Raw genomic sequence first — 13,330 nt, forward strand, 5'->3', positions numbered from 1 at the left:
TAATCGGACCGCTTAAAGTTGCGGATTGAGTAGAGAAGCGCAGGCATGCACACATTCGACGCATGGCTCTGGTGCTTTATATAACAAATACGGGTTTCCTGACCGGCAGTATCGGCTCACTCTGGCTAGATTGAATCTATGTTATGAGGGTAGGGCTGTTTTTTTGTGCCCGCGTGGGCATGGGTGGGATGTTATGGCTGCTGCCGGCTCTACCTGTTTCAGAATTTGTAGACAGGAGGAAGTTCGTTTTGAAGAGATTAACCGCTAGCTTGCTGGTTCTGGCAGGCGCAGCGTCCTTCGGCATTCTATCGACGATTGTGAAGATCAGCTATAGCCAGGGCTTTTCAACGGCCGAGATTACGGATAGCCAGATCCTGTTCGGCTGCCTCTGCCTCTGGCTCTGCAGCATTCCTTCATTGAAATATTTGCGCACCCTCTCATTTGCCAGCATTGGCAAGTTGCTTGCCAGTGGTATTTTCGGTGGACTGGTCGGGGTCTTCTACTACCTGGCCCTGCAGTCGCTATCGGCCTCCTTTGGCGTAATCCTGCTCTTTCAATTTGTCTGGATGGGCTTTGTGGTGGACTGGCTGATCGACAGACGACGACCGACGACCAATCAGTGGATCGCCATCATAGTTGTCCTGATCGGGACGGTGCTGGCGGCAGGCTACGAGGCACTACGCTTCGAGCATGTCAGCCTGGTCGGTATCATCCTGGGATTACTGGCGGCGGCCAGCTATACCCTCAATCTGACTGTCAATGGGCGGGTTGAGCCGCAGGTCCCCTCCATTCTGCGCAGTGCCCTGATGGTGAGCGGTTCGGTCATCATCACTTTTATCGCCCTGCCGCCCTTCTTTCTGGCGCATGGATTCCCCGGTGTGAATCTGTGGATCTTCGCCGCCTTGCTAGGCCTCTTTGGCGCGGTGATCCCGCTCTATCTGTACGCGCGCGGCATCCCGGTGGTTGGTTCCGCCATGGCCTCTATTCTTGGCTCAATCGAGCTCCCGGTAGTGATTACCTGCTCAACGCTGGTGCTGCACGAACAGGTCACCCTGACGCAATGGATGGGTGTGATATTGATCCTGGTCGGCATCTTCATCTCGCAACAACGCATCATCACCGGCAAATCCATGAAGCGCCCCTTACCGCAAAGCGGTCAGCAGGAAAGCGCATAACACGTTCACGGCCTCGCCTCGCCCGCCTGTCTCTTTCCAGCGGGCCGGTGGGCGAGGTCAATCCATCCACGGCCTATCTCTAGCGTTTCAGGCGCTGGTATGGTACAACTAGCAGCAGTGCATGCCGTCCTTAAATTTGGCCAGAGAAAGGAGTGGGGATGAGCCAGAATGTCTATGACAATATCCGCACGCGGGTGATCGTCCTGCAGGAGAATCAGCTATTATTGTTAAACGATGAGGGTGCGTGGAGGTTGCCGGGAGGAGGGCTGGAACCATATGAAAGCTTACTAGAATGCGCCGCGCGCGAGGTCTATGAGGAGACCGGTCTTGAGGTTGAAGCTACCAGTATCGCCTTCCTGGGAGAATGGGTTTATCCTACCTATGCTCCCTGTCCCCGCAAACGTATGCAGTACGGCTACACGCTGGAGGTGCATATCTACGCTCATCCTATCAGCCCCGATCAGCCACTGCAGCAGGAGGGACCCGATTTTCCCCTACCAGCCTGGGTACCACTCTCCAGCGTTCCTCAACTACCCCTGTGGCCCAAAGAATTAAAGACACTGGCCAGCACACTCCTTGCGGGCAAGACCGTACCGGGTGTTCCCAGCATCATCAAGTTGATCGAAGGTCCACAGGCCGCGCCACCGACTACGCTCCCCTATACACAAATTGCAATTGATGGGGAAGCGGGGATGCAAGGGGCGGCCAGCCCCAGGCTGGGGCAAGCCCAGCAGCTACGGGGAGCGGGGGCTGCGCCCCCGGAATCTCCCCCCTCATCTCGCCTGCGTAGCGGGCAAACCCCATCAAACGAAGTTTGACAAAGCACTTAGCGGGCGGCGTGGTAATCTTTGATCAGCGAGGAATACCAGAGCACGCTCTCTTTGGGGATGCGCCGCTGGGTCTCATAATCAACGTAGACGACTCCGAAGCGCTTGCGATAGCCTTCGGCCCATTCGTAATTATCCATCAAGGACCAGACGAAGTAGCCCTTCAGGGGCGCTCCCTCGTGAGCGGCCTCGGCGGCGGCGGTAATATATTCCTGCAAGAAGGATACGCGGCGCGGATCGCTGACCACCTCGCTCTTACCATCCCACTTATCGCTGAAGGCGGCTCCATTCTCGGTCACATACAGCGCCTTGACGTTATAATCATGATGCAAGCGCAGCAGCATATCCTTCAGGGCGTCGGGATAGATCTCCCAGGCCATATCGGTGTAGCAGGCTTCGGGGACAGGGGAGACCGTCGCGACCGCGTCGGCCAGCGGCGCCTGGCCTGCCGTGCCGCGTACCAGGTTGCGGGAATAAAGATTGATGCCCAGGAAATCGACTGGCACGTTGATCGTCGCCAGATCATCTCCCTGGATGGGAGGAGGGTTCAGCCCCATATCGGCAAAAAAGGTCTCGGGATAGCGGCCTCGGAAGAGAGGATCAAGAAACCAGCGATTGGAGAAGGAATCCAACAGGGCCATGTCGCGCAGCGTCTCAAGGCGCTCGTCTTCGCCATAGACAGGATAGACGTTGAGGGTAATGCCAACCTGCTTATCAGGGGCAACAGCGGCGCGGATGCGTGGCACGGCCAGGCCATGGGCCAGCAGGAGATGGTGGGCGGCGTCAAGCGCGGCCTGTCGATTCCGCACACCCGGCGCATGCACGCCAATGCCATAGCCAAGATACGCTGAACACCAGGGCTCATTGAGGGTAATCCAACCGGCCACGCGATCTCCCAGACGTCGCGCCACGACCTCAGCATAGTCCGCGAAGGCATAGGCGGTCTCGCGCTTGGTCCAACCACCAGCATCTTCCAGCTTCTGGGGCATATCCCAGTGATAGAGGGTAGCGAAAGGCGTAATACCTTTGGTCAGCAGCGTATCGACCAGGCGATCATAAAAATCCAGTCCCGGCTGATTGACATCCCCTCGACCCTGTGGCAAGATGCGCGGCCAGGCGATCGAAAAACGATAGGCATCCAGGCCCAGCTGCGACATCAGCTCCACGTCCTGGGGCATGCGATGATAATGATCATCGGCGACATCCCCGGTGTGTCCGCCAAACACTTTGCCGGGGGTGGCCGCGAAGGTATCCCAGATCGAGGTGCCACGCCCATCTTCATGCGTGGCGCCCTCGATCTGGTATGAAGCGGTCGCCGCCCCAAACACAAAATCCTTCGGCAGCAAAGAGGCCAGTTGATGATTATCCACAAACTTCTGCATCTCAAATCCCTTCAAGCCAGTACATAACATGTATTACTAGCATCTGTGCGATATAGTTTAAATAAAGAACTTCCGTGTCCTGAAACAGGAGGAACTTTCCTGTAATTTACCACATTTTCTGGAGCGTGATGTTAGCGAGCGTAAGCGCTCCCGTACGCGTGTCCGCTGCGCGAACGCGCTGGTTTTTTTTGAGTTGGTGCATGCGGCGCGCGGATGCGCGCCGCATGCACCAACTCATGTTGACTGCTGCTCACCTGCGATACACAGCATATCAATGCGGCTGGCTGCTCATGCGTGAGCGCTCACGTACCCCGGAGTTACACCTATGGTAAGTTGGTACAGCGGGAGGCGCGAATGCCAATACTTTCAATTTAAGATCGTGCAAAACGAGAAACGACCACAGTACGTGTGGGCGCGCTGTGGGGCGCTCATTACCTCCATATAGCAGGCCATGCGTAAACAACACCTGGCGCTATCATAAGATTGAATATAGTATTTTACTATTGGTTGAATGGCTGACTTAATAGAAAACGTAGAAATACTATCATTTGCCGGGCTTAATTCATAGTTAGAAAGACCTGGAAACCGCTGAAAGATAAAGAATAAATATATGTTATTTGTCGCCACCTAATGTGAAATTTATGTAGCAAATTTGTACTACCCGTCGAATAACAGAAATGCTTCCTGATTATAGAAAAATAGAAGGCGGTAATGGATGTGAACGAGCTTGAATTGTGGGCTTAGTCACATATCTATCGATGCTAATTGTGTGGCAGACGGCACAGAAATCCTACCCTGAGGGGATGTATAATACCCATAGTAGATAGTAGAAAACAGACGTAACCCTTCTAGTTCAGCCTATATGTCAAGCGTAGAATGTGTTTTAATCCAGTAGCGAGGTTTCACAGTGTATCAGACACCGGACCTGTTTGTCTAACCAATGTTACGTCTAAACAGAGGTCAAAAGCCGAAATAGAATGTGGTGGAGTATTGTTATCATAGGTAACAGGGTCTCATGTCTGATAGGGAACTATTTGATACACCTGTAAGTGTTAGCACTAATATCATTCCTTGAGGTAAATGAATTGTCTTATTCGTCTTATAGCAAACCAACCAGAACACTTATAGAAGACATGCCTGCTACATCCTCTGGAAATAATGCATCAGAGGAGCAGCAGTCGCGGGCCACGCAAATCGAGCAGCTTGCGATCCCTGCCGCAACCTATGCCAGTCTACAATTACAGGACGGCAATTTACAAATAGCTGAATCAGACAGTAACCTTAATAGTATGTCATTTGAAAAGGCTGTCACTGATACAGATGCTGGCGAGGATGCCCTGAACTGGCTCAAACAGACGGCGGAAAAGCACAACCAGCAATTTATTGCTGCCACTTTCCGCGAGGGGGACTTTACTCCAGAGCTGGGAGCCCGGTTGTGGATGCAGGAAGATATCGTACCGCTGCGCGCCGAGCGCCGGGCAGATCAGCCGATGACGGCCGAGGACCTGGTTCGCTACGCACGTCTTCAATTCGATCAGAATGACCTGGCGATAGTGCCTCTGACGGCCGATCGCGAGGTGGTTGTCAGTGAGTTGACCACCCTCGAAGAGTATCGTTCCACAGTAACGGCCGAGGACTTCGAAATGGTCCAGCAGCTGGCACACAAATTTGAGGGGAAACGCCTGGTCTTTATTAACGCTACCCCACAGGGTGGTGGTGTCGCCCTGATGCGCCATGCTCTGATTCGCCTGCTCAGACTGCTGGGTGTAGATGCCCACTGGCATATTCTACTCCCCAAAAAAGAAGTTTTTGACATTACCAAAACCAAAGTTCATAACGTATTGCAGAACGTGGCCAGCCCTTCGACCGAACTGACGGAAGACGACAAACAGGTCTACCTGGATTGGACGCAGGAGAACGCCATGGTGCTGGATCCTGTATTCAAGCAGGCCGATGTCATCGTCATTGACGATCCACAACCGGCTGGCCTGATTCCCTATATCAAAGAGGCCAATCCAGACTGCAAGATCCTGTATCGCTCACACATTCAGATCGTAGCGGACCTGGCTACCCAGGAGGGCACGCCCCAGCATACCACATGGAGCTTCCTGTGGAACTTCATCCGGCAGGCGGACTACTTTATCAGCCATCCTATGAAGATGTTCGTACCCTCGAACGTGCCGGACGAAAAAGTGCTGTACATGCCCGCCACCACCGATCCGGTCGATGGTCTGAACAAGCCGCTGAGCGAGCAGCAAATGGACACATATATCAAGCTATTCAACAAGATCTTGATCCAGGAGGGTCAGACCCCATTGGATAGCCAGCGTCCATACATCGTTCAGATCGCGCGCTTTGATCCGTCTAAGGGTATTCCTGACGTACTGGATGCGTACCGGCAGTTGCGCCAGATGCTGGAAGAGCAGCAGCGGCCTGTGCCACAGCTCGTTATCGCCGGTAATGGCTCAATCGATGATCCCGATGGTGTGCCGGTCTATAGCCTGATCAAACGCATCCTGCAGACCGAGCCATACATCGGCTTCGCCCATGATGTCAAGGTGGCGCGCCTGCCTCACCGCGACCAGGTTCTGAACACGCTGCTACGCAGGAGCGCGGTCGTCCTACAGCTCTCAATCAAAGAGGGCTTTGAGGTCAAGGTAACCGAGGCCCTGCTCAAAGGCAAGCCAGTCGTAGCGTACCGAGTCGGTGGCATCCCACTGCAGATCCATGATAATGTCAACGGCTACCTGGTAGAGACCGGCGACACCAACCAGGTTGCGCAGCATCTCTACAACCTGCTGACAGATGACATGCTCTATACCAGCATGAGCTCGGCCGCCGCGGCTCTGGCCAACCGCGACTACCTGACCATTCCGAACGCCCTCTGCTGGCTCTACCTGGCCACAAGCATGCTGGAGGGTGAGACCCTGCCGGGCAACTACCAGTGGGTCAAAGCCCTGGCCATGCTCAGCTCTGAAGAGATCGCCGCCTGAAAAACGCGCATCCTTCCATTAGCAATATCAAAAGAGCCGCTTCCCTGCCATTGACAGAGAAGCAGCTCTTTTCTTTATCCGCCAAAGATAGATGATGAGGAAACGATAAGCAGATGAGGTGAAGATGAGGTGGAATGAGAGGCCGCAGCAGCCCATACTAAAGACACGATAACACTTCTCTATGTTGATAATCTAAAAAAATGAATGGATGAAGAAGGAACAAAAACATATGCGAAAAGGTATGCGTATCGGTCTCAGCTGCTGTGTCGCGCTGCTGCTCCTCTTACTGGTGAGCGCCTGCAGCAATGTCATGTCCCCCACAACTACTCATAATGTACAGGCGCAGACTCGGACGCTGGATCAGCAAAAGAAGAAGCCGACGCCAGAGGCGCTCACTCCACTGCAGATCCTACAGAAAAGCAGTAATGCGATGAATAGTCTGACGGGAGTGCACTTTACGCTAGATGCCAAACGTCAGAACATCACACCGGACAGCACAACACCCAATCCATCTGGCAACATCCTACAGACTTTGCAGACCCTGCAGCCGCTGCCCGGTGCGGCTGCATATAATAACTGGAAAGAGGGGTCCGGTGATGATGCAGGCACCAATGGCTCGCAGATACACCTGAAGGAGCAAACAGATCCGCCCCTGTTCCAGCCCCACTCTGGCTATACTTTCACCATGGATCAGCATCAACAGGGCAATGATAACACCTACCTGCTCGGAGAACCAATCGTCAACCAGAAGTGGTATATGATTAGTACGCGAACGCTGGTTGAACAGCCCGCCACGCAGATCTACGCGCTCTCGGGTATGTCACAGGTCAAAGCCCTGCTTCAACTGACCATGCAGGCAGGAAAGGTGAGCAATAAGGGATTGGAGAAAATGAACGGCAGTCTGCTACGCCACATCCACGCTACCTTCGCTGAGGAAGACCGCACGGCCCTGCGCGCCATCGATGTAGAGAACTATAGTTCGTTCTTCGCCTCGATCCAGACGCAGAATACCAGCGGCAGCAGCGACTTCTGGATCGATCCCGCCACCGACTACGTCTATCGCGCCAGTAGCACCGTTGTCTATAAGACAACCGAGAAAGACGCCATGCCGACGGTGACTATGCAGCAGACGCTGACCTTCAACTGCAATCAATTCAACCAACCCGTCATCATTCAGATACCCACGCACCCGATACCAGCCAACGACATCAATCAGATCTACCATTATCAGGCATAAAACATCTCTGCCCACTTCAGGCCAGCGTCTCCGCTCCTATTCCTATGGTGCGGAGCCTGGCCTCCTTTTTTCTCCAGCAACCCCAATTAAAATGTATAGGCAAATACACCTCCTTCCATTTATAATCGGGAGCATAATCATCCAAAATGGAGACAGCTCACAACAGCAAGAGTCATTATGTTAGCCCTTTCGCAGGTAATTTATGGAGTGCGGGACCTGGAGGTGGCCACACGGCGCATAGAGTCGCGAGGGCTTACCGTAGTCGATGGTGGACATCATCCCGGCCTGGGAACGGCCAATCGCATCGTCCCATTGGGAGACGCCTACTTTGAGATCCTGGGCATCGTTGATCAGCAAAAGGCTCTGAGCAACCCGTATGGAATGGCGCTGTTCCAGAAGATACGACAAGGGGACCGGCTGGTACGCTGGTCCCTGCGCACAGATACCATTGAGGAGGTAGCCAGAGAACGGGGACTCGCACCTGAGAGTCGCTCAAGGCGACGTCCCGACAACACACTGCTGACATGGAAGGCCGCCGGCCTATCCCTCTCGTTGCTAGATGGCTGGCTGCCTTTCTTTATGCAGTGGGATGATCCCACCTACTATCCCGGCAACATCCGGGTTCACCATGCCGCTGCACCACAGGGTATCGCCTGGCTTGAGATCACGCCCGGCGACCCGTTGAAGCTAAAAAAGTGGCTGGGCGCAGCTGAGGTACCATTGCACATTGTTGATGGGGAACCGGGCATCCATCGCGTCGGGCTCTCTACCCCCGAGGGTGTACTTATACTGCCCTGACCCACAAATATCCAAAGCGTTCATCTACTGCAGAACAAGCCCAATCTTAGCTCAAGGAGATCCAGGGTTGCCAGGCGCCGTTTTGATACCAGGTCTCCTGCAGGACGTTGTTGGCGGTACGGGAAAAGACGTCGATGCGACCATTGCCCCAGGTAGTGGTGGAGGGGCTGGTGGTCAACACACCGGTCAGGGTCTGCCAGTCGTGCCAGGCACCATCGAAGCTGCGCTGCTGCAGGACGTTTCCGGCTCCGCGCACAAAGACATCCAGGTGATTGGGAGCGATCGAGACGGCGGCCGGATCTGACTCAAAGGAACCGCCAAGTGCTTCCCAGTCGTGCCAGTTACCATCATAGCCACGATGCCAGAGCGCGCTATCAGCGCCGCGCGCAAAAACGTCCAGCCGATTGGGGCCCCAGGTGGTCGCCGAAGGACTGGCGAGCAGAACGCCGTCGAGGCGGTCCCAATCATGCCAGCTGCCATCAAACCCTTTATGCCAGAGGGCGTTATCGACACTGCGCGCAAACACATCCAGCCGATTGGGTCCCCACGAGACAGCAGATGGGTCCGAGGTGAGCGAGCCGCCAAGCGATTCCCATGGATGCCAGCTGCCATCGTACCACGCATGCTGCAAGGTACCGTCAAGACCACGGGCAAAAACATCGAAGCGACCGGGACTCCACGCGGCTACAGTAGGATCAAAGGCCAGGCCATCGAGCACGCGCGTCCAATCATGCCAGATGCCATCGTAGTGGCGCTGCCACAAGCCATTATCGGTCCCGCGTACAAACAGGTCCAGCTGGTTGGGACCCCAGGATACGATGGCCGGTCGCGTTGATCCCAGTACCACAGCGTTCTGCGGCGGCGCCGTCGGTGAAGGCACCTGCTGAGTGGGTGCGGACTGTACAGTTGGGGTGGAATGATGGACGGGCAGTGGCGCTGAGGATGAAGTATGCTTCCCCTGAAAAGCCTGCTGCCAGCTGATCATAGCCACGCCGCCCGCGACACTGGCTACCACTACCCCACCCAGAGTGCCAAGCACCACACGACGTGAGACTCCCCGTGGAGGCCGCTGCATAGAAGAGGGAATCGCAGGCACCGGCTGCGTCTGCACCTTTTTATGTATCGCCGGAACCGACCGGGTCGTTGGAGGCAGTGGCAAACGCTGACTATTAACGCGCGCATAAGGTGGCGGCAAAGCCTCTGGCTGTGGATCAGGAGATACCAACGGAATAGCAAGCACCTTCTTAGCCGCGGGCGCCGCCTTATCCGACCAGAAGGAGCGCGCCGCCGGCACCATCTTCTCCATCCATAGATGCTTGAGCGCCGGAGCCGCCTGCTCAGGCCAGCGCTGCATTAAAGAGGCGAGCACCGATTGATCATGATCAGCAGAAGACGCCGAGGCATCAACAACTGTCGCATCGTCGGCCGAACGCTCTCCGGCCGGGGCAAAGGACGAGAGGCGCAATGGTCGCTCGTCAGAGGTACCATCGGTAACGGGTTCCTGGGGAGAGGCGCTATAATCGGTAAGCCGTCTGGATACACCCGAACTATGTGCCGGCAACTTTAAAGAGACCAGCGGAAGTTTTTTTGCCGGTGTCGCCGGGCTGGCCTCTTTGGCTGGCAACTGCAGAGCCTTTGGCCTGGCGGAATGCGGCAGGGCCAGCGATGGCCGCACTATCTCGGTCTTTTTTGTAGGACCAACAGACGGAGCGGGCGGCGCCTCCACAGGTATTTCATCCGGTGACCTCACCCCCTCCTCAGATCCCTTATAAGGTTCTATCGGTGGTGTCAATGGAGGAGATGCGGCAGGAGGGGTCTGCTCGACGACAGATGACAACAGGACCGAAGAGACAATCGCGGGGGAGGCCTGGGGAGCAGAACCCATCGCGGCCTGTTCAAAGGCGCCCGCGAAATCCAGCATTGATGGATACCGATCTTCAGGCCGCTTGGCCAATGCCTTCATAACTACCTGCTCAACCTCGGCCGGGATAGCTACCTTATCGATCAACGCGGGCGGAGTAATATGGACGTGCTGCAGGGCGATCTCCATATCAGAACCGCTGAAGGGTGGCGCGCCGCACAGCCACTCGTAGATCGCCACGCCCAGCGAGTATTGATCGCTGGCGAACACGGCCTCGGAGGTAAATAGTTCCGGAGCCATATAAGTGGTCGTGCCGATGGCCTGACCATGATCCGCCTTTGGCAGCATTGGATTACTGGGCATGCTCTGCGTGGTCACGGCGATCCCAAAATCGCTCAACATCAGCCGCTGTTGCTCGCCCAGCAACATATTTTCCGGCTTCACGTCGCGATGAATAATCTTGCGCTCGTGCGCATATTGCAGGGCCTGGGCCATCTGATTCACATATCCAACCACCGTCGACAGGGGCACAATACTATTGATGGGATGCAGGCGGCGCAGGGAACCATATGGAGCATAGCCCATCACCAGGAAGGGGACATCATTCTCGATACCGAAATCGTGCACCGGCACGATGTGTGGGTGGCCCAGGCGCGCGATCGTTCGCGCTTCACCCAGAAAGCGCGCCAGCGCATCCTGGCTCAACTGCAAACGCAACACTTTAATGGCCGCCGATGTCTTCAAATATACATGTTCACCCAGGTATACATCGGCGAAGCCGCCCTGCCCGAGCACCTCCAGCAACCGATAATTCCCAAGCTTCTTACTGACATCGTAGGCCATCGCGCCGTCTCCTCTTATCCTTACAAGTTACATGAGCACTATCATTTTACCATGAAGGGCTGCTGCTGCTTCTTCACTATAAGAAACAAGGGGCGAAAGTACTATAAGCCGTGGTGAGCCCGGCACCTACGGGGGGAACGCGGGTATCATGCATGAGGTGCCGGGATGCGAGGTATTAGGAGACGGCTAGGAGAGATCGTCCTGCTCATGGAAGAGCTGATCGAAGGTCTGCTGGCGCGCCTTCGCGATCTTGTTCATGCGCTTATTGAACTGGTCCATAGCAAAGCCGACGTAGTCGGTCAATCGAAGGCCGAAACGATTCTCTTCACCGGCGGGCAAAGAGGAGTCTGCTTCCTGGATGACACCCAGGGCGTAGGGTAGCAGCTCATTCATGCGCACCTCGATCATATCCCATAGGTCCGGCTGCTGCAGGACCAGGCGTGAGATCAGGAAGATGCCATAGGCGATGTGGCGGGACTCGTCGCGCTTGACATAGGTGAGGCCCTGTTTGAGTCCAGGCATGATCTGGTTGCGCTCCAGCATATCAAAATAAGCCTGGTAACCTGTCTCGGCCAGCACTCCCTCAACGATCATGTTGTAGGTCACGGAGGCGCGCACCTGGGCGGCTGGAGAGGTATCGGTCAGCAAGGCTGACATCGTCTGAGGAAGTTCCTCGTAAAATATTTTGCGATAGCTGGCGGAATGATACATATGCAGGTCTTTTTTGACGCCTGCCACATCATCCAGAAAGCGCCGGAAGAATTCTGTGTGCTTGGCCTCTTCAAACAGGAATGTGGTCAGGAACATCTCCTCTTCTAACTGCCCCTGCTGGGCCACGGCGGTAATCAGGGGCAGCAGGTCTAGTGTTACGCTCTCTTCGCCCGCCTGAAAGAGGGAGGTCAACGTCAGCAGCGTCTCCTGCTCCTCGGGACTGCAGCGCTGCCAGTCCAGGACATCCTGTGTGAAATCGAGGCTGCGCGGATCCCAGGTACCTAGCTTCTTGGCTTTATGGTAGAGGCGCATCGGGAGGGTATCATGGCGTAGCCCCACACTACCGGTGGTCTGGAAGGTTGAATGTTGCATCAGGTTGGCCATCTTCTGTTTGCCTGCTTTCTCTCTGCTATGAGTCGAAGTTACAAGACACTATACGATGATGGTTGCCAGCTACACAAACAATAGCGGCATATGTTCTATTATACATTTACAGGCATCAAGAAAGCCATAGAAGTAGTAGAAAAGAATACGTTTTCTACTATACCAGGAATAGGACTAGGGGAAATGCTGAAACCAGCGCAGGCTAAGGCAACCGGCGAGCAGAAAAAGAACGACGCCGAGGGCACTGAGCAGGGCCGAAATCTCGGTGGTCTCGGTCACCCAGCTAATCTGCGTACTGAGATCGGTATAGACCTGGCGCAGGGTCTTCGTGGCGCCGGCGTAGAAGTAGCGGCCACCGGTCTGGTCGGCGATCGCTTTCAGGGCCGCCTCATCCAGGCCAGACGACAGATGACCCTCCCCAACCGACACCGAGTTGCGCGCTCCCACGCCAACCGTGTTGACTTTGATATGTTGCTGATGGGCACGCCGGGCAGCCTCCATCGGATCGGAGCCTGAATTGCTAGCGCCATCGGAGAGCAGCACAATGGTGGATGGAATCGTATTACCGTTATTATCTTTCGCCTGCTGTCGCAACTGGTCCAGGGCCGCATTCAGACCATCGCCAATGGCGGTCCCTCCACCGGGTAACAGGGTATCGATTGAGCGCTGAATCAGGCTGTGGTCAGCGGTGAGCGGAGCCCGCACCACGGCCACATTATTAAAGCTGATCACGCCAACCTGCACGCTGGCCGGCAGAGCATTGACGAACAGATGGGCCGCCTGCCGCGCCGCCATGATGCGGCTGGGCGTCATATCCGTCGAGCCCATAGAACCGGACACATCGAACACCAGCATCACATTGGCGCGATCGCGCGGCAACGCGATCACGGCCATCGGACGCGCCATCCCTGCTATCAGGGCGATCAGGGCCAGTGCGAAAATGATGGGTGGGATATGGCGTCGCATACCAGGTCCCTTCCCGACCACGCGCTCAAGCAGGGATAGATTGGTAAAACGAACAGCATAGGTACGGCGCCGCTTCTGTGCGGCCACATAGAACCAGGTGAGCACCGGCACGATTATCAAGGCTATAAGACAGAGGGGCCATTGAAAAGTCAT

Annotated in this window: 9 protein-coding genes; 5 read left to right on the forward strand and 4 right to left on the reverse strand. The window is 55.4% G+C overall.

Annotated features, from left to right (window positions below):
• Window positions 1-248: 248 nt before the first annotated feature.
• Together KTT_RS28390 and KTT_RS28395 are read left to right on the forward strand one after the other, a co-directional pair.
• Window positions 249-1,175: an EamA family transporter gene (locus KTT_RS28390; RefSeq protein WP_218031031.1), complete on the forward strand. Its 927-nt coding sequence runs from the start codon at window positions 249-251 to the stop codon at window positions 1,173-1,175.
• 158 nt (window positions 1,176-1,333) lie between these two features.
• Window positions 1,334-1,993, forward strand: coding sequence for an NUDIX hydrolase (locus KTT_RS28395; protein WP_126601073.1), 660 nt, complete (start codon window positions 1,334-1,336; stop codon window positions 1,991-1,993).
• Window positions 1,994-2,001: 8 nt separating this feature from the next.
• On the opposite strand, the gene KTT_RS28400 is transcribed toward KTT_RS28395, so the two are convergent.
• Window positions 2,002-3,384 carry a GH1 family beta-glucosidase gene (locus tag KTT_RS28400; RefSeq protein WP_126601074.1) on the reverse strand — a complete coding sequence of 461 codons (1,383 nt, stop codon included), beginning with the start codon at window positions 3,382-3,384 and terminating at the stop codon, window positions 2,002-2,004.
• A 1,133-nt stretch (window positions 3,385-4,517) separates the two neighbouring features.
• On the opposite strand from KTT_RS28400, the gene KTT_RS28405 reads away from it, so the two are divergent.
• The 3 genes from KTT_RS28405 to KTT_RS28415 all read left to right on the forward strand — a co-directional run bounded on the left by KTT_RS28405 (window position 4,518) and on the right by KTT_RS28415 (window position 8,412).
• Window positions 4,518-6,377 (forward strand): glycosyltransferase, encoded by a 1,860-nt coding sequence (locus KTT_RS28405; protein WP_126601075.1) that lies wholly within the window; start codon window positions 4,518-4,520, stop codon window positions 6,375-6,377.
• A 229-nt stretch (window positions 6,378-6,606) separates the two neighbouring features.
• Window positions 6,607-7,614, forward strand: coding sequence for a hypothetical protein (locus KTT_RS28410; protein ID WP_126601076.1), 1,008 nt, complete (start codon window positions 6,607-6,609; stop codon window positions 7,612-7,614).
• Between the two features lie 177 nt (window positions 7,615-7,791).
• On the forward strand, window positions 7,792-8,412 hold the full coding sequence (locus KTT_RS28415; RefSeq protein ID WP_126601077.1) for a VOC family protein: 621 nt from the start codon (window positions 7,792-7,794) through the stop codon (window positions 8,410-8,412).
• 46 nt (window positions 8,413-8,458) lie between these two features.
• Here the strand turns inward: KTT_RS28415 and KTT_RS28420 are convergent, their stop codons facing one another.
• From KTT_RS28420 to KTT_RS28430, 3 genes are all read right to left on the reverse strand, one after another.
• A complete protein-coding gene (locus tag KTT_RS28420) occupies window positions 8,459-11,116 on the reverse strand; it encodes a DUF8189 domain-containing protein (RefSeq protein ID WP_126601078.1) in 2,658 nt (885 codons plus the stop codon).
• A gap of 186 nt (window positions 11,117-11,302) precedes the next feature.
• The gene (locus tag KTT_RS28425) at window positions 11,303-12,211 is read right to left on the reverse strand and encodes a R2-like ligand-binding oxidase (RefSeq protein WP_218031032.1); all 909 of its coding nucleotides are present in this window, start codon (window positions 12,209-12,211) and stop codon (window positions 11,303-11,305) included.
• Between the two features lie 174 nt (window positions 12,212-12,385).
• Entirely contained in the window at window positions 12,386-13,330 is a 945-nt protein-coding gene (locus KTT_RS28430) for a VWA domain-containing protein (protein WP_160146184.1), read from the reverse strand.

This window comes from Dictyobacter aurantiacus, assembly GCF_003967515.1.
In the GTDB taxonomy this organism is placed as follows: Bacteria; Chloroflexota; Ktedonobacteria; order Ktedonobacterales; family Ktedonobacteraceae; genus Dictyobacter; species Dictyobacter aurantiacus.